This window comes from Streptomyces sp. NPDC048142 (genome assembly GCF_043202835.1).
In the GTDB taxonomy this organism is placed as follows: Bacteria; Actinomycetota; Actinomycetes; order Streptomycetales; family Streptomycetaceae; genus Streptomyces.
Map to the genome: position 1 here is coordinate 73,382 of NZ_JBIDBC010000008.1, position 22,948 is coordinate 96,329.

Genomic DNA, 22,948 nt, shown 5'->3' on the forward strand with positions numbered 1-22,948 from the left:
GACCGGCGCATCGGCCGCCCCGACTACGCCGCGGTGGCCATGGCGCCGCCGCCGACCGGCATGTCGCGGTACAGCCAGGCCCGCTCGATCGCGGTCCAGGTGGTCGTGGTGACGACGTACAGGGCGGCGGCCAGCGGGACGACGGCCACGGTGATCAGGGTGAAGAAGGACAGCAGCGGCATCAGCTTCGTCATCGCGCCCATGCCGGGCACGGCCTGTCCGTCCGGTCCCGCGACGGGCGTCATCGGGTTGGCGGCCAGCTGCCGCTTGGTACGTCCGTAGGAGAACGTGGCGACGGCGGCGACGATCGCGAAGAGCCCCGGATAGACCCACCCTTGTCCGCCGAACATCCCGCCGTGCGCGAGCGCGTCGTGCCAGCGCCCGCCGAGCGGTGCGCCGAGGAGGTCGTGGCTGAGCAGCTCGTTGGGCTCGCCGCCGATGGAGCTGCTGGAGAACAGGTGGTAGAGCAGGAAGAACGCGGGCATCTGGAGCAGGCTCGGCAGGCAGCCGGAGAGCGGCGACACCTTCTCGGCGGCATGCAGATCCATGATCGCCTTCTGCATCCGCTCGGGGTTCCTGCCGTGCTTCCTGCGGAGTTCGGCGATCTGCGGCTGGAGTCGGGTGCGGGCCTTCTGCCCGCGTGCGGCGGCCCGTGACAGGGGGTGGACGGCGAGCCGGACGAGTGCCGTGAACAGGATGATCGCGGCGGCGGTGGACGCGGTCCGGAAGAACGGTTCGAGCAGGTCGGCGATGGAGGCGACCAGGCTCGCGAAAGCGGACATGAAGGCGGACATGGGTGAGCCCTCCGGGGGTCTCGTCGTGCCGGGAGGTACCTGCGAGGAGGTACGCGGTGGTTACTCGGCATGACGACCGGCGCGGGGCGTACCGCACGTACGAGGTACGAGGTGTGCGGTACGGGTACGAAGCACAAGGTACGAAGTACCAGGAGTGCGGTACCAGGAAGTGCGGTACCAGGTGTGCGGGAGTTCCCTACGCGGCGGCCGTCAGGAGGGCGTGCCCGGGTGCTCGGGGCCTGGTGCGGCCCCGGGCGTCGGGGTCGCGTTGCGGGAGGAACGCGGTGCGTTGCTCCCGGTCCCTGATCGCCGTACGGACCCGGGTGCGGGGCACCGGGGACGCGCAGCGGGCGCTGATGACGGAGCAGGCGAGGAGTGCGGAGCCGACGGCCGCGGTGGCGGCGAGCGCGACCGCGGCGGAGAGGCCGCCGCCCTCGGCGAGGAGGACCTCGGTGAGGAAGAGGACGAGGAGTCCGGCGGGCCGGAGGAGCCGGGCGAAGGCGCGGCGCAGGGCGTTGGCGTCCCGCACGGTGTGCACCTCCCCGCCCCTCGTACCGTTCATGCCTCGTACCGTTCGTGCGCACCGTTCATCGAAGTGAACGGCACTCCTTCGTTATACACGATGATCGGATACGCCCCGGGCGGCCGGGGAGGAGGCGGCGTCCGTCACCGTGGGCGCATCGAGGTCAGCTTCCCCCAGACGACGAGCCGGTAGCGGGAGCTGAACTCGGGGGTGCAGGTGGTCAGGGTCAGGTAGTAGCCGGGCGCGCTGTAGCCGACGGAGGTCGTGATGTTGCTGCGCGGCACGGGCGCGATGACCCCGCTGTCCGAAGGGGCGGTCCGCGCAAGGCGTTTGCCGACGGTGTACGTGTAGACGGCGTCCCGGGTCTCGACGGTGATCCGGTCACCGCTGCGCAGCCGGTCGATGCGCCGGAAGGGCTCGCCGTGGGTGTTGCGGTGCCCGGCGAGCGCGAAGTTCCCGGCCTGCCCGGCCTGCGCGGTACGGGCGTAGTGCCCGACGTACCCCCGGTCGAGCACCCCGCCCTTGCTGGTGCCCTCGGCGACGGGGGCGGTGAGCCCGATCCGGGGGATGCGCAGCACGGCGTACGCCTGGTCCCAGCGGGGTGCGTTACGTGTACGGGTACGGGCGGGGTCAGTGGCATCGGGAGCCGCCGGGGCGGCGGGCCGGGCCTCGGCCCCGCCTCCGGAGAGTGAAGGACGGGGACTCCCCTCCCGCACACCGCCACCGCCACCGCCGCTGTCCCCCGGAACCGGCTCGTCCCACTCCCGCTGGAGGCGCTGAACGGTGCGCCCTGCGTCGGCGCGGGCCTCGCGGTTGGTCCACCACAGCTGATGGGCGACGAGGAGGAGCAGTACGACACCGAGGGTCACGACGAGTTCGGCCGACACCCACAGCCCCCGGGCGAGGAGCCGGGGCCACCCACCGCCACCCTCGCGTCTTCGCACGGCCGACAGAACCCGGCGTCCCCCCGCGGCTCCTCGTCCCCACATCGACGTCCCCCTCCCGCTTCGTCGTAGCCCTCCCGCACGGCGCGCACGGTAGGGGCAAACCTCACAACTCTCCAGACTTCTCCCGTTTCTCACCCCCCACCTCTTCTCCCTACCTCTCCTCCCCGCCGCCGCCGTCCGGCAGTACCGTGTGGTCCATGCGCCCCGACACGCCTGCCGACCACACCACCGAAGCCGAGCGCCTGCTCCGCACCGCGGCGCAGTACCCCGAGGACCAGGAACCGCTGATCCTCCAGGCCGCGGCCCATCTGGAACTCGCGGGGGACCGCGCCCGCGCGAGCACGCTCTACGACGATCTGCTCGGCGCCCCCGAGTCCAGCGTCGACAACCCGCACCTGATCAAGGCCCTCAAAGCGGCCAACCTCTGGGAGTACGGCCACGAGGCCGAGGCCCGCGCGATCATCGACGGCATCCGTACCGCGGGCCCGCTGGACGCGGCGCCGTGGCAGGTGGCCGCGGAGACCCTGGAAGCGCACGACGAGCTGGATTCGGCGCACGACGTCCTCTCGACCGCGCTGACCCTGCTGCTGGCCCCGGGCGAGGACGTCCCGTACACCGTCCAGTCCCTGCTGACCGGCCGCCACCGGGTGCGCAGGCTGATGGGCCTGGACCACGACGCGTGGGACGAGCTGGCCGGCGAGCTGCACACGGCCCCGGTCCCCCTGGACGAACTCCACGACCCCAAGCGCCTGTGGTCCCTGGGCTCCTCGGACCCGGTCGAGCTGAAGGCCGAGATCACCCGCCTGCGCGCGGAGCTGGGCACGTACCGCACGGCCCTCTCCCGCCCGTTCCCGGTGGCGGTACTGCACTGGCCCGAGCAGGAACTCCACGAACTCCTGGCGGCGTACCCGGAGTTGGCTGAGGAGTACGTGGACCGCCCGACCCACCTGTCCCGCCTGGAGGCCGCGCTCCGCGACCTCCACGCGACGGGCACCCCGAACCTGGGCATCGTGACGGGAACGGTCCCCTCGTACGAGGCGTTCGCCGCCTCCGAAGCCGCGTCCCCGGCCGACCCGGGCCTGCTCCCCCAGTACGCCACCACCCTCGCCGCCCGCGGCCGCGCCATCCCCTGGCCGCCGTCCCGTACGGCTACTTGCTGGTGCGGGTCGGGGGAGGCTTATGGGGGGTGCCACGGAGGGTGAACCCTCCGGCGCTCCGGCCGGGCACCGAGGCCCGGAACCACGTACGACGGGTGCGGGGTTCCGGGCCGGATCGGCCGAGGACCCGCTGACATCCGGCCAGTCGGCCAGGGCAGTTCACGCCACGATTCCCGGACGTCCGGCCTTTCCCATACGATCACATTTCAACAATCGTCTCAGGTCCGACGTCCCCACACGGGCCCCGTCGCAGCGTGCGAGGAAGTCTTCATGCCGCCCTATCAGCCCTCCGCGGACTGGCAGTACGAGATCCCGACGTCGGGGAGCAAGCGCCTGCCGCCCGCGGCCCGTTACGTCGAGTCGCTGACGCACCAGGGGTACGGCTTCGAGGCGGCCGTCGCCGACCTCGTCGACAACTCCATCGACGCGGGCGCCCGTAACGTCGTGGTCAGCTTCCTCCGGGACGATCAGCGGCTTGTGGGGCTGCTCGTGGTGGACGACGGCTCCGGCATGAACGACGAGACGCTCGACACCGCCATGACGGTCGGCGGACGCCAGGAGTACGGGGACAGCGCGCTCGGTCACTTCGGCGCCGGCCTCAAGGCGGCCTCGCTGTCGCACGCCGACTCCCTCACCGTGATCAGCCGCACCAAACGCAGTCCCTCGACCGGCCGCCGCTGGCTGACCGCCCGCGCGCAGGCCGACTTCACGTGCGACATCGTGGACCCCCGCTACTGCCAGGCGCTCGTCGACCGCTACGACGGCCTGATCGAGTGGCACGGCACGATCGTCCGCTGGGACCGGGTCCGGGCCTTCGAGACGATCACCACCGGTCAGGCCGACCGTTTCCTGAACGACGCCATCGAGAAGCTGGAGACCCACCTCGGTCTCCACCTCCACCGCTTCCTGGCCCGCGACGACTTCAACGTCGACATCGTCGTCGAGGACGTGACGACACGGGAGGAGCTCGATCACCGAGGCGTCGAGCCGATCGACCCGTTCGGCTACCGGGTCTCCGGCCGGCCCGGCTACCCGCGCACCTACACCGCCCCCGTGGAGGGTGTCGGCGAGGTCGCGCTGACCGCCCACATCTGGCAGCCGAAGTCCCCGCTGGTGAGCTTCCGGGGCATCGGCCCGCTCGCCGAACGCCAGGGGTTCTACATCTACCGCAACGACCGGCTCGTCCAGGCGGGCGGCTGGAACAACACCCGCAGCCCCGAGGGGCACCTCGCCCTCGCCCGCGTCGCCGTCGATCTGCCGGCCGAGGCGAACGACGTCTTCAGCCTCACGGTCAAGAAGGACGGCGTGACGGTCACCCCGGCGTTCGCCCGCGGCCTGGAACAGGCGACGGACGGCGCGGGGAACGACTTCGCGGCCTACGTCAAGGAAGCGGAGGCCACGTACCGGGAAGCGGCCCGGCGCGCCACCGAGCCCCAGCGCAAGGCGGTCCTCCCCGCCGGCAAGGGCCTCGACCCACGGCTGAAGCGGACGCTGCGCGACGAACTGCCCGAGCTGGAGGGCGAGGACCCGATCACGTTCCGCTGGGACAGCCTGCACTCCGACCTGTTCTTCGAACTCGACCGCGAGGAACGGGTGGTGAAGCTCAACAGGGAGTACCGCCAGGTCTTCAACGGCGGGCGCCGAGGCGGCCTGAACGACGCCCCGGTCGTGAAGAGCATGCTCTATCTCATGGTCAACGAGATCTTCCAGAAGGAACGGGTCCGGGCCACCCACCTCGACAACATCGCCCTGTGGAACAGCGTCCTGGTGACGGCCGCGCGCTGCGAACTCGCACGCTGACCGTTCCGTCCGAGCCGCCCCGTACACCGTCGAGGAAGAGATCCGCCACATGACCGACCACCTGCTCCATCTCCACGGAGACGTCCTCGCCGCGATGCGCCGCGGGCCCAGGAACTTCGCCAAGCTGGCCTTCGCCCTCTCCGAGGACGACGAACCGGCCGACACGCAGCAGGGCCGCTTCCGGGACCGCGTCGCCGGCGCGGGCCCCGGCGACGAGCTGACCGCGCTGTGGCACCGGACGCTGACCGGCTGGGATCTGGCGGAGCAGGCGGACTGGTCGACGGCCCCGTCCCGTACGGACGAGCGGCGTGCCGACGCGTACGACCGCCTCGGCTTCGACGACGACCTGCGCAAGGCGCTGGATCACGCGGTCCCGGTCTTCAAGGAGCCCGGGCCCACGATCATCAGCACCACCCCGACGTCGTGGTACTCCCGCGACACGGCCGCGGTCCGGTCCTTCTACTGGACCTCGTACGAACAACTCCTGCGCCGCAAGGGCTGGTCGGACGCCGCGGTGGCCGGACTCGACGAGGCGAGCCACGCCGTGGTCGAGCGGCTCGCGGACCCGACGCGCCCCGACGCCTACGGCGCCCGGGGACTCGTCGTCGGATACGTCCAGTCCGGCAAGACCGCCAACTTCACGGGCGTCACGGCCAAGGCCGTCGACGCCGGCTACCGCCTCGTGATCGTCCTCGGCGGCACACTGAACCTGCTGCGCGGGCAGACCCAGCGCCGCCTGGACATGGAGCTGATCGGCCAGGAGAACATCCTGCGCGGCGCGGACCCCTCCGATCCGGAGGCCCTGACCGGCGTCGACTACCAGGACGACGAGGACTGGCCGGAGAAGTTCGTGAGCCACCACGGCCGCCCGTCCGCGCTCGGAGCCTTCGACATCGAGCGCCTCACCACCCGGGACGACGACTACAAGAGTCTGGCCACCGGAATCCGCGCCCTCGAGTTCGACAAGCAGGTACGCACCCAGCCGCTGTACGCGCCGGACAACCTCCACCGCGCCGCCGCCCGCGTGATGGTGGTGAAGAAGAACAAGTCCGTCCTGAGCAAGCTCATCAAGGACCTCAAGAAGATCGGCCCGCTGCTCTCCGAGATCCCGACGCTGATCATCGACGACGAGTCGGACCAGGCGTCCGTCAACACGACGGACCCGAAGAAGTGGGAGGAGGGCAAGGTCACCCGGACGGCGATCAACGGCCAGATCTCCCAGCTGCTCGGACTCCTCCCCCGCGCCCAGTACGTCGGATACACCGCGACGCCCTTCGCCAACGTCTTCGTCGACCCGGGCGACGGCGACGACATCTTCCCGCGCGACTTCCTCATCTCCCTGCCGCGCCCGACCGGTTACATGGGCGTCCAGGACTTCCACGACCTGGACCGCACCGACGAGTCGGCCGTCGGAAGCGCCGAGCGGGCGCACGTACGAGGCATCTACGACGACGCCCACGGCGACCGGCTCTCGGAGGCCCTCGACGCCTTCGTCCTCACCGGCGCGCTGAAGCTGTACCGCGCGGCCCACGGCGTCCCCGAGAGCCACTTCCGGCACCACACGATGCTCGTCCACGAGTCCGTGCGCATGGCCGAGCACGCGGACCTCGCCCTGCGGATCAGCTCCATATGGCACCAGGCCGCCTATACGAGCCAGGAGGGCCATGCCCGCCTGGCGGCTCTCTTCGCCTCCGACTTCCAGCCCTTCGCCGACGACGGGCTGCCCACGCCCGCTTCGTACGAGGAACTGAGGCCGCATGTCTCCCGCGCCCGCCAGCTGATCAACTCGGGCGGAACGCCGGTGCTCGTCGTCAACGGCGACACCGAACGCGACTACGACCAGCCCGACCTGGACTTCGACCGGACCCCCAACGTGTGGAAGATCCTCGTCGGCGGCACGAAGCTCTCCCGCGGCTTCACGGTCGAGGGCCTGACGGTGACGTACTACCGCCGCAGGACCCAGCAGGCCGACACCCTGATGCAGATGGGCCGCTGGTTCGGCTTCCGCCCCGGCTACCGCGACCTGGTACGCCTCTACATCGGCCGCGCGGAGCCCGCGGGCAGGACCAGGACGGTCGACCTGTACGAAGCCTTCGAGGCGATCTGCCGCGACGAGGAGACGTTCCGCGCCCAGCTCACCCGCTACGCCACCCTCATCGACGGCAAACCCCAGGTGACCCCGGCCCAGATCCCGCCCCTGGTCTCCCAGCACCTCTCCTGGCTGAAGCCGTCCGCCCGCAACAAGATGTTCAACGCGGAACTGGTGGAGATCCGCTCCCCGGGCGAATGGGTCGAACCGACGGCGTACCCGACGGCCCCGGCGGACCTTCGCCACAACGCGGAGGTGTGGCGGCCGGTGCTGGCGTCACTGGATCCTGACCCCCAGGTGTTCGTCACCCTGCCCGACGGAGACCAGGGCAGCTACATCCGCTATCCGGCCAGGACGGCCGTGCTCAGCCACAGCCGATTGCTCGGCATCATGCGGGAACTGGCCTGGGGCCGGCCCGATCTGCTCGCCCCGCACCTGGAATACCTGAGCGATGCCAGCGACGCTGGCTGCGCAACGGACGACTGGGTCCTGATCCTTCCCCAGACGTCCGGCGTCACCAGTGTCCGGGCGGAGATGCCTGGTACCGAGCCGCTCACTCTCGTACAGCGCAAGCGCAACGCGCTGGGGGTGTTCAACCGCATCTCCGGTGGCTCTCACCGTCAGTCCGCTGAACGGATCGCCGGCCGTCGGCCGCTCTGTCACGACGACCCGTTCGCTACCGAGTTCCACCAGCCGCGACGAGGAGCGCTGCTCCTCTACCCCACGGTGGACCCCTCACTCGGAGCCCCGGCGAACCTGGTGATGCAAGGAGCCATCGATCCGGCCAAGGTGGTACTAGCAGCCGCCTTGATCCCTGCCGCCGGCTCTATGGGCGAGCGGGTGACCGGAGTCCGGTTCCGGGCCATCGATTCATCCCACCCGGGCGAGGCTGTCATCAACACCGTGAGATAGCCGAGATCAGATCCCAGGCCCCGCAGCCCAGGCGAACCGGTAAGGAGCGAGCCGTGTTGCCCCAGCCAGATGAATGGATCCCTCCATCGGGTTCATGGGCATCGTCGGCCGCACGGCGGCGGAACATGCAGGCGATCCAGAGCAGGGACACGAAGCCAGAACGTCTGATCCGCAGGCTCGTTCACGCGAATGGTCTGCGCTACCGGGTGGCCGCAAGGCCTTTGCCTGACCTTCGCCGGACCGCTGACATGGTCTTCCGTCCGGCGAAGGTGGCCGTATTCATCGATGGCTGCTACTGGCACGGCTGCCCGGAGCACTACGTTTCCCCAAAGACCAACCCGGGCTACTGGTCAGAGAAAGTAGCCAGAAACGTCGCCCGTGACCGGGACACCGACGAACGGCTCTCCGCTGCCGGCTGGCTCGTCCTGCGATTCTGGGAGCACCAGAGCTCAGACGCCTGCGCCCTGTCGATCATCAGTGCTGTCCGCGAGCGCCGGAACGACCTGCCCGGGTAGCGGCTTCCGCAGCGGTGCACCGTTCATCGTGTCTCGCTCGTCGGCAGCGCGCAGCACATCCGCGATGGCCTTGCCTACTGCGGCGGCGACAGGAGGCGGGAACGCGTTTCCCACCTGTCGGTACTGGGCTGTCTTTCCGCCCGTGAACTCCCAGTCCGCCGGGAACCCTTGAATGATTGCCGCCTGCTCCACGGTCAGCATGGGGCCGCCCTCTCCGAACAGATCGCGCCCCTGGCTCTTCTTCTTCGCCCCTAGTTCGTGATTGTTCGCCACGCCCATGCCGGAGACTCCGAGAGTGTCCCAGGCAGCCTTGGCCCTGCTGGGGCCGAGGTCAGCCCCGCCGTGCTTCTTCGATCCCCCGACCAGCGTGGGAGCGATACCGCCGTCTTTCTTCTTCCCGGCGGCACCGGAAGCCTTTTTCACCCATCGGTCGAGTGAATCACTGGCGATCTTCCCAATGTCGCCGCCCATCGAAATGTACGGCTCATAGCGCTCCCTCATACTCTTCTCCAGAGCACGAAAAACGCTGCACACGTCACCAGCAGGAGTAGGCCAGACGAATTTAATATCGCCGAGCACATCTGCGCGAATGGCTACAAGAACCGCCCGCGGACGCAATTGAGGTACGCCGAAATCACTAGCTTCCAGGACTTCCCACTCGCAGATTTCGTATCCCATGCCAGCGAAATCTTCCTCAAGCCCTGTCTCCGGCCTCTTCGCCCGGCCACCCGCAAGACGCGCCTCAATATAAGTCCGGTAGTCCACAAATTTTGCGTCCTTGATCCCACGGACGTTTTCAATCATCACCGCTTTAGGGTGCAGCTCGTCAACCAGTTCCAGCATCCGGGGGAAGAGATCCCTCTCATCATCCTTCCCTAGTTGCTTCCCAGCATGCGAGAAGGGAGGGCAGGGCACGCCTCCCGCAAGGAGATCAAGGTCACCGCGCCGTAGATTCCGCCCAAGGAACTTAACCGGCTTATTCAGACCAGAGTCAGAATATTCCTCCGACGGGATGGGACGGAAATTATTGACGTCATCAGAAATGACATCGCAGTATTGCCGCTCCCAGCTCCAGTTCTGCCGGTGCCCAATGTTCCATTCCAGCGTCTCCACAGCATGCTTGTCGATCTCCACGAGCGCGAGATGCTTGAAGCCTGCCTGGTGGAGGCCGATGGCCTGGCCGCCAGCCCCTGCGCAGATCTCGATAGAGGTCAGCGGACGATCTTTAGGGGCCACGGGGCGCCTCCTGGTGCGACTGATACAGACACGCAAGTGTCGCATCCGCCAGTGACACCAGGGGCCCCCGCAGACGAGCCCCGCCCCCTCCGACCCGTTCAGCTGTCCATCAGGTCCCGCAGGTCGTTCTTCATCTCATCCCTGAGCACGGCAGGCAGCTGCCTGTACATACCCCAGGCACGGTCCACAGGCCGCAGGGGCCTGACATCAGCGCCCATCCACTCCAGCAGTTCGCGCTTCTGGGCAAGCGGCAGCGCCTTGATCCGGGTCCACACCTGGCCGGAATCCATCTGCACGCCAGTCAGGTTCTTGACCAGCTCGTTACACCGGGCGCACTCGGTGAGGAGATCCTCAGCCCCTGCGGAGCTTCCCGAAGCATGCGGATTCACATGCCCGAGCGTGAGCCGGGCCGCGGAACCCGGTTCGCCCGGATAGGCCTCGGCCGCACCGACCCCGCAGCGACGGCACCGGTGCAGGTCCCGCTCAAGAACGAGCCGTCTTGTCTTCGCACTGATCTGGCGCAGCCCGGCCGCCCGATGCTCCTTCTCCCAGACCGGCGCTCCGATCGCCTCAAGGAAGAGCTGATCAGGCTGAAGACTGGGCTTGTCGAGATTCGTCCTGATCACCCAGCCGGCGGGCCGGAGATCACGCATCCTGCGGTCGACCTGCTCTGCGCCAGTGATCGCGGCACGCAGCGCCGCTTTCGAGAAGTTGTTCCCGACGCCGACCTCGTCTCGCAGCCACAGGGCCACCCGGACCCTCGTACCAAGTGCTCCGTCACGCCAGTCCAGACCATCAGATGTCACTAGATACCCACCCCGCACGTTCGAACACACGAATGAAGCATGACTCTTTCGAGTGATGAGATTACCTTGCCGCCACTTGCCGCGCGGCAAGTGGCGGCAAGCTCGACCTGAACAGAGCGCTGCTCGCCCCCCGAAAGATCGGAACTACATGACCATGACCGCGGGCCAGGGTCTGCCGCCCGCCACGGCCGGCTGCATCGAGATCTGTGCCGGAGCGGGTGGACAGGCCCTGGGACTACAACGTGCGGGCTTCGAGCACACAGCTCTCGTCGAACTGGACCCCGACGCGGTCCAGACGCTCCGGCTGAACCGACCCGGCTGGAACGTCACGCAATCCGACGTCCGTGACCTCTCAGCGAAAGACCTCGCCGTGAACGGCCAAGCGGTCGGACTGCTGGCAGGAGGAGTGCCGTGCCCGCCGTTCTCTCTGGCGGGTGAGCAGCTGGGACCTGCGGACGGACGAGACCTGTTCCCCGACCTGCTCCGGCTCGCCGCTGAGCTTCGCCCGAGTGCTGTGATGGTGGAGAACGTCAAAGGCATCCTTCAGGCGAAGTTCGCCGGCTACCGCGCGGAAGTGATCAGCGTCCTGACACGCCTGGGCTACACAGCCGACTGGCGGCTCCTGCGCGCCTGCGACTACGAAGTTCCACAGTTGCGGCCCCGCGCCGTCCTGGTGGCCATGCGACCGGAGGCGTTCCGGCGATTCCGCTGGCCCACCCCGACCAGCAGCCCCGGGACAGCGCCCGCGGTGGGCAGCGTCCTCTACGAGTCGATGGCATCCGCCGGCTGGGAACTGGCCCGGCAGTGGGCCGACGGTGCGATGACCATCGCACCAACGCTCTGTGGAGGATCGCGCAAACATGGAGGCGCTGACCTCGGGCCGTCTCGCGCGAGAAAGGCATGGGCACAGCTCGGAGTGAGCGGATCCAGCGTCGCCGACGAACCCCCGCAGCCGGGGGCGGCGCTGCCTGTCCGGCTCACCGTTCGGCACATGGCCTTGCTGCAGGGATTCCCAGACGACTGGCAATTCGCCGGGAAGAAGACCTCCGTCTACCGCCAGGTGGGCAACGCCTTCCCGCCGCCTGTGGCGGAAGCGGTGGGCCGAAGCCTGGCTGTGGCCCTTGGTCAGACCGCCACCGCCTCGCGATCCTGCATGCCCCAGACTCCACGGCTGACAAGTGATCCGCCAGGCAGCACACTCTTCCCGCCTTCCATGATCAAGCCGGGCTTCAATGCCTGAGGCGGTACGGCCAGGCGTGCTGACTCCCACCTGCCGCTAGGTGACCGGTCATGCGGAACCGCTGAGCGCAGCCACGCCCGGCTGACGGTGGCGAGGCTGAGCGCATCCCCGTGCTTGCCTACAAGGACAGCGACCATGATCCATCCAGGATCAGCGCTCATCACCTCGCTCTCATGACGAGTCAAGTGGACGACGAGGCGGGTCGGGTCCGCCGTCGCCTTCACTTCAAGGTGTATCTGGTCGTCAGACGGAGTCAGGGCGCTGATGTCGTATCCAAAGGAGTCTGACACCGCTGAAACATGCTCCACCGCCGTCAGGCCCTCTTCTCGCAGAAGCGCGAGCAGGCATCTCTCCCCCGCTGTGCCAATCGCTCTTCTCCTTTCGTCATCAGCCGCATTCCATAAAACGTGGGGACCAAGGGTGATGTTCAGCGGAAGGCCTTCCCCGACGTCTACGACCGGACGGTCTGCGGCGGTGATCAGATCCGTTCGGCGCAGCCATTCCAGACCCTCGGCGTACTGGACTGGAGTGAGGTCCGCATAGCGAGGGTGATGGGTGAAGAGCGTGCGTACCCGGGGAACGTCGGCAATCCGCAGATATTTCAGCCAGCGCAGTGCCGCCTCGCGGGTGCCGTCACCGGGCAGCGACGGCATCGACATGCCTCAGCAGCGCTCGGACGTCCGCCATGTCCATACCCCCGGCGACCGGTGCCTCCTCCTGGAGATCAGCGAGCTGCTGGACAGATGGGTCATCAAGGATCCTGCCCATGAACTCCAGTTTCTGTTCGAGGCGCAGAGCGACGACCTCGTCCACCGTTCCGCGCGAAGCCAGCACCGTAACGTTGGTTTCCGTGCCTGGCGCGAGCCCGAGCCGGTGAATACGGTCCAGGCTCTGCAGGAATCGCCCCGCCATGAAATCCCGGTCCACGTATACAGCGTCGTGGCAGACATGGTGAAGGCTGATTCCCTCGCCCAGGGTTGCCGGGTTGGACAACAGCACCGAACAGTCAGGATCCTCACGAAAGCGGCGGATCTCCTCCGCCCGGTCGCGGGTTCCTCCGTGGACCACGGCAGGCTGGTAACCCGCGAACATCCGCTCCATAGTGCTGAGGCTGCGCACGAACGTCGTCCAGACCAGCGTCTTCCGCCCCTGCTCAGCGTTGGCCGCGACGATACTGAGCGCCTCCTGGTACTTCGGGGACAACTCGTAGCTGGGGAGGTCTCTCATCAGGGTGTAGAGAGAGTCCCCGTGCGGGACATCCAGCGGGGGTACCTGATAGGTCAGCGGTTCATACCGGCTGGTGCCCTCAGCGAGCAGCGCGGGGCTCGTGGCCGCCATCAGAAGCCGCAGCATGGCCTTGCCCAGGACGTCGAAGTCGTCACGAGCCGCCTCGGCGCGAGCTGAGTACCGCCCCACTAGTGCGTCGTAGATCTCCTGATGCAGGCTGGGCATGTCGACGTACCGGATCTTCGGGTCGAACGGCGGCAGCCTGAGTTCCGATTTCGTGGTGCGGGTGAACAACGGCCGCAGCACTTGGCTCGCGTAGGCCAGGTCGCCGCCGGCCACGGCACCTGTGACGACGCGGCGGCCGTGCCCAGGCCAGACGAAGGAGAGCAGGTTCTCCAGGTCCCGGGCGCCGTTGGGCGCCGGCGTACCCGTCAGGATGAGGCGGCGTCTGCTCAGCGGGCCAAGCGCCATGCAGGCGGAACCGTAGATGCCCCGCGTTCCCAGCTTCATGCGATGTGCCTCGTCCAGGATCACCATGGACGGCGCTGCTCGCAGCCAGGAGGCCAGCGCCGCCAGCGAACGGTCGAGCCGCTCATAGTTGATCACCATGATCTCCGCGGTGGCATCGGGGCTGCTGCCCATCACCCCGAAGCGGAGCGGCTCCTTGAAGCAGACGGAGTTCTCGAACTCCCATGATTCATAGGCCGATTTAGGGCTCACAACAAGCAGCCTGAAGGCTTCTCCGCGCTCTCTCATCGCGGCGAAGACCGCGAGGCCCACCCGGGTCTTGCCGGCCCCCGGCACACTGAAGTTCGCTCCGTGGCGGAGAGACAGCAGCCGGGCGATGTCACGCTGCTGGAAGTCCGTGAGGGGCGCGTCCCATTCGGCTCCGAGGAGCCCCGCGATGTCCTCCTGGGTGACGGTCTGGCGGGAACCGTCGTCGTCCCCCTCCAGCTGACGCTGGGCTGCGTCCGCGTCATCCAGGACCCCGCCGACCAGCTGGGCGAGTTCGTCGTCCCACGCGACGTCCTCGGGCGACGGCCAGGTCCCGAGTTCGCCGATGCCGACAAGGAACGCCTCAAGCTCGATTTCCGCGGACAGCGGGCTCCGCTGCCCGCCGCCGGGGAACCGGGCGGCCAGCTGGGCAAGATCAGACTGGCGCCCCTCTTGAGCTCGGAGGACTGCCCGCGTGCGGGTTACGTCGAAGGCGATCCGCAGAGACGGTTCTCCCTGGCCTGTCACGCCCCGTCCTCCTTGCGTGCGGCGTCGAGCAGCCAGGTGACGCCGTCCCCGGGTTCCTTGATGCTGCGGGCCGCCTCCGTTGCCAGCTTGCCCAGGCTGTCCCGCAGCTTGAGTACCGCCTCGTCGAAGATCTCCTCGTCGAGGCTCCGTGACGCGCGGGAGAGAACCAGGTCGGTAATGCACTGATCGATATCGTGGCAAGCATCCACAATCCGGTCAGGCGCCGCCTGCTTCCGCTTACGGACCCGGGCATCCTTTCCCGCAGGCTCCAGCGCCTCTTCAACCGCTGCCTTCACCGCCGTGATGGTCTTGGCAGCCTCGGCAACCTGTTCCAGCGAGGCATTTCCGCCCGCAGCCTCCACCGCCTTCACCCTGAGAACGGAGTCGGTGAGCGCCCGCGCTTCAGCGACCTTGGGATCAGCGGCGCGGACCGTACGGTTCAACCCCGGGATCGCCACGGTCGCGGCGGCGGCGGCCGGCACCTGAGACCTGACGGCCTCAGGGAGACGGGTGTCGAGGTACCGCGATTTGAAGTCCGGTTCGATAAGCCGCACATCAGTCTTCGAGAATCCGAGAATGATCGCGGTCAGCCGGCTCTCCTTCATCAGGTCAGCCTTTTCCTGGCTGGACGCCGACTCCTTCACCCATCGCCGGTGAAGCTCCTTCAGCTTCTCCTGGTGATCCTCGAAGTCGAGCAGCCGCAGCTGCGCACCGCCGGTCCTGCTCCGCTCGACCAGGTCGTTGAGCGTCGTGAGGATCCACCGGTCCTGCTCGCAGGCACGCGCGGTCGTCCGGAACTCCCGGGCGATGTCGGCGTACGTACGGCCAAGGCTCAGCTGCTCTTCGATGGCCAGCAGACGGTTGATGTAGGAGTAGTCCCGCCGGTGGTCCTTGCGGAGCTGAAGCGCGAGCTCGACGCGGTTGATGTCGTCCCACGTGCAAGATGCGGGGAGCACCCCCACACGAATACTGGGCTCAGCGAGGTCCTTGAGCGCGGCCCGGCGGGTGTTGCCGTTGACGAGAATGCCGTCCCGGGTGATGAGGCCGGGGTCGTTCTGCTTGAAATCGCGAAGGCTCTCCATAAGAGCGTCGAAGTCCGGATCCCGCTTGGACGGGTCGGAGGGCAACGCCCTGAGCAGATCGTGGAGGTAGTCCTGGCTTTCGACGCTGAACGCGTCCTCATCCAGACCGCGGTCAAGCGCAGGATCATGGGTGCGCTGGGCACGGATCCGGTGTGTTCCCGGGTTGTAGTACAGCGAGTTCACCGGCATGTCGATGACTTCAACCTGAATCGGCGTGCCTCGCCATTCGATGCGGAGCGTTTCCTGAACGCCGCCGGCGTCCTGGAGCTCCTTCAGGCGGCGCTCCACCAGATCCTGGTTCTCGGCGGCCAGAGGCGGGCGCCCGAAGTCCTTGCTCATCGTCAGTTCTCCTTCAGTGCTGGGGGGGGGAGGGAAGCGGCTCAGCGGCCAACCAGCGCAGCAGTACCGGTCATTCGCCATGCGTCACGTACGGGCGGGGTTAGGACAGAGCCTCACGGAACTTGGCCCGCGATTCAGCCGGAAGCGTCCGGTAGGCGGCCCAGAGCTCTTCAGCAGCGCTGAACTCGCGCTTGTCCTGGTCGATCCAGCGCAGGAGAAGGCTGCGCTCCAGCGATCCGAGGCGGCCCGCCCGGCCGAGAATCACACTCAGATCGGCTGCCTGCCCACGGCCGCCGACACGGCACCGGTTGCATTCCGCGACCAGCTCGACCAGCTCGCCGCCGGCCGGCTGCTTCACAGTCCGCCGGGCGATGTCCAGCTGCGCGGCTTCGTAGCTGCCGGCGTACGTTTCTCCGGGAGCGATTCCGCAGGACCGGCACAGGTGCCCGTCACGTGCCAGGACGTCCCGGCGCTGCGTCTGTGTGATGGAGGCCCCGGACTTCGTCGCCTTGCCGGGTTCCCAGACCGGCAGCCCCTGCTTCACGAAGCGCTGCTCGTGCTGCCCCAGGGCCGCATCCTCACGGTTGGTGTCGATCTGCCAGCCGTGGTCGCGAAGGTCGCGCACCCGGCGGTCTGCCTGGCTCACACCCGGAAACGCCCCCTTTACGTCTTCCTTCGTGAAGACGTTGCCCTCGCCTACGACAGTGACCAGCCACAAGGCTGCGCGCTTCATGGTGCCGAACTTGGCGTCCGTCCACGACGGCAGGGTCATCCGGGTCTCCTCGCTTCAGACTTCAGGTACTCAGCAGGCATCAAGGCCGCAGCGGTTGTCCGCGACGGTCTTCATGGGAAACACCCTTGTCGTTGGGGGCTCCCAAGCGCCAGCCCTGACGAGGTTTCGAGGGCAGACGGAAAACCCGCTGCACTTCCCCGGTTACGTCCTGACACGGAGAATCGCAGTGACCTGTACTGCTGACCCGGCTCGCACCCCTTGAGGAGCAGAGGTTGCCGAAGAGAACCCAGAAGTGGAAAGAGCTGCCCAGCTCGGTTCCTCTCGCTCAACGTGCTTTCGTTCTGCAGCTGCGAAAGCTACGCGAGGTCAGCGACCGGACACAGGCGCAGATCGCTCAGGACGTGTACCTGGCTCCGACATCGCTCTCGAACCACTTCAACGGCGGCCGGATCCCCGAAGCCGAGCACGTCAAGAAGCTCTACAAGATCCTCCGCGACGAGGCGGCCACGGCATCGAGGCCTATGCCCTGCTCGTTGCCCTTGCTGCTGGAACTCCGCGCCAAAGCCCTGGTGAAGCACTGCGACTGCTGCTCTGCCGGTTCACCCGAAGCCACTGCCGTCACCCCTGAGCCCCAGCCGACGGCAGCGAGTTCGCCGGCCCCCAAGCACGTTCGCCGCCGACCGCGCCGACTTCGCGTCCGGATTTCGACTCGGCACCGCGGCATTCCGCGGGCACCGGCACGAGAAGAGGTGCCGGTCCCCCTCCGAGAGGGGGACCGGCACCTCACCACACCTGCTGATGCTGCCTGGCCTGAGATCAGAACGCTCGCCGAGAACCTGGCTACCGGCCGGTCGAGGGACGCCGACATCATGATGTGGAGTGCCGCGACCACGCTTTCTGCCCGCGGTGTCCAGGCCTTCGTCGCTCAATGCCGAGCGGTTGGCCTGGAGGAAGCAGCAGACCAAGTGATCACGAACGCGGCCCGGCGCGACGCACAGGCAGTACTCAATATCGCGTCCGCACTTCACAACAGCGAGCAGTACGCGGACGCCGGCCTCCTGCTCGCCGCAGCGGCTCAGTAAGAACTGTCCTGACTTCCCTTCGTGTCAGGCCGCCTCGGCTTCGTAGTGCATCTGAGCGCGGCCAAGGGCGCCGTCCGGGTCTCCTCCCTGGACAGCAAGCCAGTGGAGCAGGTCGGTGATGACGTCGGTGACCGTCTCGTCAAGCGCAGCGGGGTCGAGTCTCGGCGTGCCGCCGGGCTGGCGGTACGCCGACAGCACCGCGGCCGCACGCCCTATGCGGCCCGTGCACTCTGCCGGTTTCAAGGAGAGCTCACACCAGATGACTTTCCCGGTCGCCGTACGGGCCGAGCCCCAGTCGTGCGCCATCGCGGCGATGAGGTGCAGGCCTCTGCCGCACTCATCGCTGTCCACGCAGGCCTCGGCCAAAGGCGTCGGCAGGACGCGGCTCCGGTCGTGTACCTCAAGCCTGACTCGTCCCTCCCTCAGTTCAAGAACGAGAGAGGCGGCAGCGTCCCGGCCGACATGCTTGATGACGTTGGCCCCCAGCTCGGTCGCGACGAGTTCAGCCTCCTCCGTGACGGCTGACGCGCCCCAGCATCCGAGCTGAGATCTCACCGCCCGCCGCAGCTCGGAAAGCTGGGCCGGCGCCGCTTCGAACGGCACCACATACCGAGGACATGCTTCCTTGCTCTCACAACAGCACATGCCGACTCTCCCCTCGCACCATGGCGGACCTGCGCTCACCGCATCCGGACGGCGACGCTGCGTAGTGCTCCGATGGAGAGAGTATGGCAGCGAGAAGTCTCACCGTGTAACTTCTCACGCTCCTCGATCGAGTGAATCAACCGTGCATAACCCCGCCTGGCTTTAGCCTTGTTGCACGCCCAGACCGCAATGCGCAGCTAGGGAAAGAGCCTTCGATGCCCGTCAGGACGACCACCACGCGTCGCCGTCAGCTCGGCGCGATGATGCGGAAGCTACGAGCGAGCAAAGGCATGACCCTTGAGGAAGCCGGGCGGCTCGTGGGCGTATCGAAAGCCACCGTCAGCCGGTACGAGACCCAGGAGGGCCCCGTGAAGTGGCCCATCGTCGACGCCCTGTGCCGGCAGTACGACGCGACGGAGGCCGAGCGAGGCACGGTCGTAGCTCTCGCCAAGGACGCGAAACAGCAGGGCTGGTGGGGGCCGTTCAGCGACACCATCCCCGCCGACATGAACCTCCTCCTCACGCTCGAAGACGAGGCGGTGCGCGAGGACCACTTCTCCTGCATGTACGTGCCGGGGCTCTTGCAAACGCGGGGATACAGCACCGCGATCCAGCAGGCCAACGAGATGCGCTTGGTGCCAGAGGAAGTCGAGCGGCTCGTCGACATCCGCATGAAGCGCCAGGAGATCCTTGCCCGTGAACATCCTCCGCACCTCTGGGCCATCCTGGACGAGTCGGTCATCCGACGAGTAGTCGGGTCGCCCGCGATCATGCGAGAACAGCTCGGCCAGCTCCTCAGAGCGAACGAGTCGCCGGGGATCACTCTCCAGGTCCTCCCGTTCTCCAAAGGGGCGCACGCGGCGGCTCTGGGAAGCTTCGTCATCCTGGGCGGGGTGGAACCCTCCCTTGATGTCGTCTACGTAGATCTCCATGTCGGCTCCGTGTTCATGGAGAAGAATCACGAACTCGACCGGTACCGGCTCGCGTTCGACTACCTGCGCGCACAAGCGTTGGACATGGCTGCGTCATCAGCAGTGATCGAACGTATCTGCAAGGAGATCTGAAGAATGCCTACCACCTCGTCCAGCGAAACCCGGAGCTGGTTCAAGTCCTCCCACAGCGGCGGCAATGCCACTGAGTGCGTAGAGGCCGCCCACCTCAGCAACTCGACTGCGATACGCGACTCAAAAGCGACGGAGGCGGGCTCTCTGCTCTTCCAGCCGGGCTCGTGGGCATCGTTCGTGTCGGCCCTTCAGGACGGGCGTCTCCGCTGAGGGCGCACTCCCCTGGGCATCCCCTACGCGACACCTGCCTGTCCGGCCCGAGCGATGACGTGCTGCCCCTCGGCGCCGAACACGGCGCACTCGTGAGGGGATTCCCAGACACGCCGGTACAGAGCGACGGTATCGGAGTCATCCAGCCAGAGTTCCGCGTGCCGGTCTTCCGGGATCACCAACTGCTCACCGACGACCCAGAAAGCGTCGGCAGGAGGAAGACGCAGAGCGGCGCTGAACGGAACGATCCCCAGCCGGACGGTATCCATGCCGACGACGCCCAGCAGGCGGTCCATCTGCCCCAACAGAACCTCCGGTCGACAGGAGAGAGCTACCCCTTCAGCCCAGCGACCTGCCGCGACCGCTCCTGAAGCTCACGCGCCACCCGGAGCTTTCCGTAAGGCGCGATGCGCTTGCGCATGGTCGTGAAGTGCTCGTCGCCGCGCGCCGAGGAAAGCCCCACGTAGTCGTCGAGGAACGTGCCCCACGTGGTGCAGGCCTCCTCGATGTGGCCGAACTCGAACTGCCGCTGCGCCATCACCGCGTTGGCGTGGAGTCGCCCCTGCCTCTCCTGCTTGGGCTGCGCGCGGAGCGAGGTCTTCAAGGCCGCGATGGAGCCCGGCAGGTCACGTGTCTCGTACAGGACGTGGGCCACGTGGAACTGGTAGGCGGCCTGGTCGTAACCGCCGATCGACTCCCGCCGGGAATCGGCCTTGGAAAGCGCCGCCTCAGCCTCGCGCAGCCTCCCGAAAGCCTGGTGGCGGTCACCGACCATCGAGGAGGCATGGGCCTGCTGCCCGCGGAGGAAGGCCACCAGGCGAGGGCCGGCGTCAGGTGCCGCCTCAGCCGCCGAGTCGGCCAGCTCCAGAGCCTTCCGGCCGTAGCGCAGGCTGGATGCCTGGAGGCTCATGCCGCGCAGCGTCCGGCAGTACGTGACGTGGTCGGATGCTTCCCGGGCGAGGCGCAACGCCTTCACGTAGTACTGCTGGCCGAGGCCGTGAGCCCGCTCGTACATGGCCATCCAGCCGGTGAGATAGGTCAGGTCGGACGCGGCGGAGAGCATGTCGCGTCGGACCGGTCCGGTGGCGGAAGCACGCAGGTACAGTGCGACGGTGTTGACGAGGAACGCGGCAGCCATCGGACGAGCGTGTCCGGCGCCGAGCTCATCGAGAAGGTCCGCGATGCGGTCCGTCATCGTGCGGACGGTCGCCACCTCCGCTTCACCGATGCGCCCGGTCGGCCGGACCGAGCGCTCCCGTTCCTCGGCATAGGCCTCGCCCGCGAAGAGCGGAACGGCAAGGGCGGCCGAGTACAGGCCTGCTGCGAGAACTCCGCGCCGCGAAGGATCCATGTCAGCCCTTCCGAGGTCCAAGAGGGAGTCTGCGGTGTCTTCGGAGTCCGCCGCCGGGCCCGCCTTCGGCGAGCGCAACCCTGCTTCGGCACAGGTCACCGGACGGCCGAGCTTCCGTTCGAGTACTTCGACGATCACCGGCCGGACCTGTGCTCGCGGCTGCGTCCCGCTCAGCCAGTGCGAAACGGCGGACTGGTCGTATTTCAACGCCATGCCCGCTTCACCAGCCGTGCGGTTCACGGCGTTCGCGAGCTGCGTCCTGGACCATCCGGCCTGTTCAAGAAGGTTCTCAAGGCCTGAGTTGCGGTCGCTCCCAGGTGCCACGGGCACACCAACTCCCCGGAAATTCATGACTTTCACGGTTACGCCTGTCTCCAACGGTACCGGGATGAGCACGGCGCGCAGTTGTCTCTGCACAGAACGCGATCAAAAGCGGCCATGAGCGGAGATGCCTGGTGACCGACGTGATGAAGACAAGCAGCACTCCCGGGGCAGGCCGCCCCGAGGCGGTAGGCGCAGGCGGGAAGACGGAGATGGAGCACGAGGTACGGCGCGTCCTCGCATTCCGGCTCGGTACGACCACCCGCGCGGATCTCGACGGTGCGGTGGTCTCCTTGCACGGCAGGGTGGCAGCCCTCGTCCGCGATCTGCCGGCCGAAACGGGAGGTATGAGTGGGGCTGACCGTGGCTTCCTCCTGGAGGTCGTCCATCTCCTCGACAACCCTCCGGCTCTGGAAGCCCTGTCCCATGAGGTCTACTCCCACGTCCGGGCGCTGGCCCGGGTGCTCCGGAAGCTCGCCGCCATGAGCAGGGCCGGCGGTGCAGGACTCGCGGTCTCCCCCCGACCGCCCCTTCCTGTACGGCCGGTTCCGGGTCGATCCGTACCGCCGGTTCCGGATCGGCGCACGGGCCGATGAGTGAACGCGCCCGGCAGATCTCCTACGTCGTCTGCCTTGTCGCCATCGGCTCGTCGATCGTCGCGGCGGTGTGGTTCGAGCGGTGACGCCGTCGGCGTACGCACGAACAGGCCCACCACGTACGGGCCGCAAACTCCCGCCCGGCTGTCTCCATGGACGGTCGGCAGCCGGGCGGGGCCAGGAGCACGACGGTGCGGAGACCGAATCTCCGCGACATCAGCACCGAAGGGACTCTCCCATGAGCGGAAACCTCTACGCACTGCCGATCCCGCCGGCCGACGCCTTCGCCACCTACTGCGGCGGCAACGCGGGCGGTTCCAACGAGACCTGCGTGAGCCTCGCCGGCATCCCCGGCGCGAAGGCTGCTTTCGTCATCCGTGACAGCAAGCCCGAGGGCGCGGGCAAGGAGCTGCGCTTCACGGAGGCCGAGCTCGACGACTTCGCCACCGGGTGGGTCAGGACGAGGGGCCTGACGCTCTAACCTGGCTCCCTTCCTGAGCACGAAGCACCACGCGGTGGGCCGGGCCGGACATGTTCCGGGCCGGCCCGTCTCCCCTATCGAAGGGCGCAGATGACCTGGTCAGGACACTGGCACGGATACGGTCCGTGGACGGGCAGCAGGGACGCGTACGGCCAGGAGGCCCTACGCCGTCCGGGTGCAGAACTGAACTCCGAACACGCCCGCGCGTTCGTCGCTTCGACGCTGCCGCCCCTGATGACCGGCCACTGGCTGATGCGGCAGAGCCAGACCGCGGCGGAGCGCACCTGGACCCGCGCGGTGGGTGCCGTCACGTGGCTGAAGAGCACGTACGAGGCGAATCCCCCCGCCGAGAGGGACGACGGCGGCCGCGCCTACGTCACCCTCGAACACAAGATCGCGTACGCGATGGACTGCCTCCCCCGAGGGGTCGACGTCTGCTGGGTGCACTACACGAAGTCCCAGAGCCTGATCTCCTTCTCGGTGGTCTGCTGCCTCAACCACCATCACCCCGGCCTTCCGTGCCCCCTCCCGCCCGTCTGACCTCCCTGCCCCTTCG

22 protein-coding genes are annotated in these 22,948 nt (G+C 67.7%); 10 read left to right on the forward strand and 12 right to left on the reverse strand.

Annotated elements, in window-relative coordinates; all coding sequences use genetic code 11:
* Window positions 1–23 precede the first annotated feature (23 nt).
* From ACGF2Y_RS13085 to ACGF2Y_RS13095, 3 genes are all read right to left on the reverse strand, one after another.
* Window positions 24–794 (reverse strand): YidC/Oxa1 family membrane protein insertase, encoded by a 771-nt coding sequence (locus tag ACGF2Y_RS13085; protein WP_392945895.1) that lies wholly within the window; start codon window positions 792–794, stop codon window positions 24–26.
* Between the two features lie 196 nt (window positions 795–990).
* Window positions 991–1,356: a DUF6412 domain-containing protein gene (locus tag ACGF2Y_RS13090; RefSeq protein ID WP_392945897.1), complete on the reverse strand. Its 366-nt coding sequence runs from the start codon at window positions 1,354–1,356 to the stop codon at window positions 991–993.
* 104 nt (window positions 1,357–1,460) lie between these two features.
* Window positions 1,461–2,204, reverse strand: coding sequence for a class E sortase (locus ACGF2Y_RS13095; RefSeq protein ID WP_392946187.1), 744 nt, complete (start codon window positions 2,202–2,204; stop codon window positions 1,461–1,463).
* A 257-nt stretch (window positions 2,205–2,461) separates the two neighbouring features.
* On the opposite strand from ACGF2Y_RS13095, the gene ACGF2Y_RS13100 reads away from it, so the two are divergent.
* From ACGF2Y_RS13100 to ACGF2Y_RS13115, 4 genes are all read left to right on the forward strand, one after another.
* Complete coding sequence (locus tag ACGF2Y_RS13100) at window positions 2,462–3,466, forward strand: SEC-C domain-containing protein (RefSeq protein WP_392945899.1); 1,005 nt, start codon at window positions 2,462–2,464, stop codon at window positions 3,464–3,466.
* 225 nt (window positions 3,467–3,691) lie between these two features.
* Window positions 3,692–5,221 carry an ATP-binding protein gene (locus tag ACGF2Y_RS13105; RefSeq protein ID WP_392945901.1) on the forward strand — a complete coding sequence of 510 codons (1,530 nt, stop codon included), beginning with the start codon at window positions 3,692–3,694 and terminating at the stop codon, window positions 5,219–5,221.
* Window positions 5,222–5,270: 49 nt separating this feature from the next.
* Entirely contained in the window at window positions 5,271–8,222 is a 2,952-nt protein-coding gene (locus ACGF2Y_RS13110; RefSeq protein WP_392945904.1) for a Z1 domain-containing protein, read from the forward strand.
* A gap of 56 nt (window positions 8,223–8,278) precedes the next feature.
* Window positions 8,279–8,737 carry a very short patch repair endonuclease gene (locus ACGF2Y_RS13115; RefSeq protein ID WP_392946189.1) on the forward strand — a complete coding sequence of 153 codons (459 nt, stop codon included), beginning with the start codon at window positions 8,279–8,281 and terminating at the stop codon, window positions 8,735–8,737.
* On the opposite strand, the gene ACGF2Y_RS13120 is transcribed toward ACGF2Y_RS13115, so the two are convergent.
* Both ACGF2Y_RS13120 and ACGF2Y_RS13125 read right to left on the reverse strand, forming a co-directional pair.
* Window positions 8,672–9,973, reverse strand: a complete 1,302-nt coding sequence (locus tag ACGF2Y_RS13120; RefSeq protein WP_392945906.1) for a DNA cytosine methyltransferase — start codon at window positions 9,971–9,973, stop codon at window positions 8,672–8,674. The two genes, ACGF2Y_RS13115 and ACGF2Y_RS13120, sit on opposite strands and share 66 nt — an antisense overlap.
* A 98-nt stretch (window positions 9,974–10,071) precedes the next feature.
* A complete protein-coding gene (locus tag ACGF2Y_RS13125; RefSeq protein WP_392945908.1) occupies window positions 10,072–10,725 on the reverse strand; it encodes an HNH endonuclease in 654 nt (217 codons plus the stop codon).
* Between the two features lie 202 nt (window positions 10,726–10,927).
* Between ACGF2Y_RS13125 and ACGF2Y_RS13130 the strand changes: the two genes are divergently transcribed.
* Window positions 10,928–12,019: a DNA cytosine methyltransferase gene (locus ACGF2Y_RS13130; RefSeq protein WP_392945910.1), complete on the forward strand. Its 1,092-nt coding sequence runs from the start codon at window positions 10,928–10,930 to the stop codon at window positions 12,017–12,019.
* On the opposite strand, the gene ACGF2Y_RS13135 is transcribed toward ACGF2Y_RS13130, so the two are convergent.
* The 4 genes from ACGF2Y_RS13135 to ACGF2Y_RS13150 form a co-directional block, all read right to left on the reverse strand.
* The gene (locus ACGF2Y_RS13135; protein WP_392945912.1) at window positions 11,905–12,678 is read right to left on the reverse strand and encodes a protein NO VEIN domain-containing protein; all 774 of its coding nucleotides are present in this window, start codon (window positions 12,676–12,678) and stop codon (window positions 11,905–11,907) included. The two genes, ACGF2Y_RS13130 and ACGF2Y_RS13135, sit on opposite strands and share 115 nt — an antisense overlap.
* The gene (locus ACGF2Y_RS13140; RefSeq protein WP_392945914.1) at window positions 12,653–14,488 is read right to left on the reverse strand and encodes a DEAD/DEAH box helicase; all 1,836 of its coding nucleotides are present in this window, start codon (window positions 14,486–14,488) and stop codon (window positions 12,653–12,655) included. Before ACGF2Y_RS13140 ends, ACGF2Y_RS13135 begins: the two co-directional genes overlap by 26 nt.
* Window positions 14,485–15,909, reverse strand: a complete 1,425-nt coding sequence (locus ACGF2Y_RS13145; RefSeq protein ID WP_392945916.1) for a transcriptional regulator — start codon at window positions 15,907–15,909, stop codon at window positions 14,485–14,487. Before ACGF2Y_RS13145 ends, ACGF2Y_RS13140 begins: the two co-directional genes overlap by 4 nt.
* Before the next feature lie 100 nt (window positions 15,910–16,009).
* A complete protein-coding gene (locus tag ACGF2Y_RS13150) occupies window positions 16,010–16,681 on the reverse strand; it encodes a hypothetical protein (protein ID WP_392945918.1) in 672 nt (223 codons plus the stop codon).
* A gap of 233 nt (window positions 16,682–16,914) precedes the next feature.
* Here ACGF2Y_RS13150 and ACGF2Y_RS13155 point away from each other — a divergent pair, with 233 nt between their 5' ends.
* Complete coding sequence (locus tag ACGF2Y_RS13155) at window positions 16,915–17,724, forward strand: helix-turn-helix domain-containing protein (protein ID WP_392945920.1); 810 nt, start codon at window positions 16,915–16,917, stop codon at window positions 17,722–17,724.
* A 24-nt stretch (window positions 17,725–17,748) separates the two neighbouring features.
* On the opposite strand, the gene ACGF2Y_RS13160 is transcribed toward ACGF2Y_RS13155, so the two are convergent.
* Window positions 17,749–18,330 carry an ATP-binding protein gene (locus ACGF2Y_RS13160; RefSeq protein ID WP_392945922.1) on the reverse strand — a complete coding sequence of 194 codons (582 nt, stop codon included), beginning with the start codon at window positions 18,328–18,330 and terminating at the stop codon, window positions 17,749–17,751.
* A 254-nt stretch (window positions 18,331–18,584) separates the two neighbouring features.
* On the opposite strand from ACGF2Y_RS13160, the gene ACGF2Y_RS13165 reads away from it, so the two are divergent.
* Window positions 18,585–19,433, forward strand: a complete 849-nt coding sequence (locus ACGF2Y_RS13165) for a helix-turn-helix domain-containing protein (RefSeq protein ID WP_392945924.1) — start codon at window positions 18,585–18,587, stop codon at window positions 19,431–19,433.
* Between the two features lie 3 nt (window positions 19,434–19,436).
* Window positions 19,437–19,643: a DUF397 domain-containing protein gene (locus tag ACGF2Y_RS13170; RefSeq protein WP_392945926.1), complete on the forward strand. Its 207-nt coding sequence runs from the start codon at window positions 19,437–19,439 to the stop codon at window positions 19,641–19,643.
* 23 nt (window positions 19,644–19,666) lie between these two features.
* Here the strand turns inward: ACGF2Y_RS13170 and ACGF2Y_RS13175 are convergent, their stop codons facing one another.
* Both ACGF2Y_RS13175 and ACGF2Y_RS13180 read right to left on the reverse strand, forming a co-directional pair.
* Window positions 19,667–19,951 carry a Scr1 family TA system antitoxin-like transcriptional regulator gene (locus tag ACGF2Y_RS13175; RefSeq protein ID WP_392946191.1) on the reverse strand — a complete coding sequence of 95 codons (285 nt, stop codon included), beginning with the start codon at window positions 19,949–19,951 and terminating at the stop codon, window positions 19,667–19,669.
* 23 nt (window positions 19,952–19,974) lie between these two features.
* The gene (locus ACGF2Y_RS13180) at window positions 19,975–21,345 is read right to left on the reverse strand and encodes a hypothetical protein (RefSeq protein WP_392946193.1); all 1,371 of its coding nucleotides are present in this window, start codon (window positions 21,343–21,345) and stop codon (window positions 19,975–19,977) included.
* Window positions 21,346–22,149: 804 nt separating this feature from the next.
* On the opposite strand from ACGF2Y_RS13180, the gene ACGF2Y_RS13185 reads away from it, so the two are divergent.
* Window positions 22,150–22,392 (forward strand): DUF397 domain-containing protein, encoded by a 243-nt coding sequence (locus tag ACGF2Y_RS13185; RefSeq protein WP_392945928.1) that lies wholly within the window; start codon window positions 22,150–22,152, stop codon window positions 22,390–22,392.
* A 90-nt stretch (window positions 22,393–22,482) separates the two neighbouring features.
* Window positions 22,483–22,932, forward strand: a complete 450-nt coding sequence (locus tag ACGF2Y_RS13190) for a hypothetical protein (RefSeq protein WP_392945930.1) — start codon at window positions 22,483–22,485, stop codon at window positions 22,930–22,932.
* The last annotated feature ends 16 nt before the right edge of the window (window positions 22,933–22,948 follow it).

What these genes read in the sequence shown, in the direction of transcription:
- ACGF2Y_RS13105 (WP_392945901.1), top strand. Translation starts at nt 3,692, where the DNA reads ATGCCGCCCTATCAGCCCTCCGCGGACTGGCAGTACGAGATCCCGACG.
- ACGF2Y_RS13130 (WP_392945910.1), top strand. Translation starts at nt 10,928, where the DNA reads ATGACCATGACCGCGGGCCAGGGTCTGCCGCCCGCCACGGCCGGCTGC.
- ACGF2Y_RS13100 (WP_392945899.1), top strand. Translation starts at nt 2,462, where the DNA reads ATGCGCCCCGACACGCCTGCCGACCACACCACCGAAGCCGAGCGCCTG.
- ACGF2Y_RS13190 (WP_392945930.1), top strand. Translation starts at nt 22,483, where the DNA reads ATGACCTGGTCAGGACACTGGCACGGATACGGTCCGTGGACGGGCAGC.
- ACGF2Y_RS13150 (WP_392945918.1), bottom strand. Translation starts at nt 16,681, where the DNA reads ATGACCCTGCCGTCGTGGACGGACGCCAAGTTCGGCACCATGAAGCGC.
- ACGF2Y_RS13170 (WP_392945926.1), top strand. Translation starts at nt 19,437, where the DNA reads ATGCCTACCACCTCGTCCAGCGAAACCCGGAGCTGGTTCAAGTCCTCC.
- ACGF2Y_RS13185 (WP_392945928.1), top strand. Translation starts at nt 22,150, where the DNA reads ATGAGCGGAAACCTCTACGCACTGCCGATCCCGCCGGCCGACGCCTTC.
- ACGF2Y_RS13090 (WP_392945897.1), bottom strand. Translation starts at nt 1,356, where the DNA reads ATGAACGGTACGAGGGGCGGGGAGGTGCACACCGTGCGGGACGCCAAC.
- ACGF2Y_RS13165 (WP_392945924.1), top strand. Translation starts at nt 18,585, where the DNA reads ATGCCCGTCAGGACGACCACCACGCGTCGCCGTCAGCTCGGCGCGATG.
- ACGF2Y_RS13085 (WP_392945895.1), bottom strand. Translation starts at nt 794, where the DNA reads ATGTCCGCCTTCATGTCCGCTTTCGCGAGCCTGGTCGCCTCCATCGCC.
- ACGF2Y_RS13110 (WP_392945904.1), top strand. Translation starts at nt 5,271, where the DNA reads ATGACCGACCACCTGCTCCATCTCCACGGAGACGTCCTCGCCGCGATG.
- ACGF2Y_RS13180 (WP_392946193.1), bottom strand. Translation starts at nt 21,345, where the DNA reads ATGAATTTCCGGGGAGTTGGTGTGCCCGTGGCACCTGGGAGCGACCGC.
- ACGF2Y_RS13135 (WP_392945912.1), bottom strand. Translation starts at nt 12,678, where the DNA reads ATGTCGATGCCGTCGCTGCCCGGTGACGGCACCCGCGAGGCGGCACTG.
- ACGF2Y_RS13145 (WP_392945916.1), bottom strand. Translation starts at nt 15,909, where the DNA reads ATGAGCAAGGACTTCGGGCGCCCGCCTCTGGCCGCCGAGAACCAGGAT.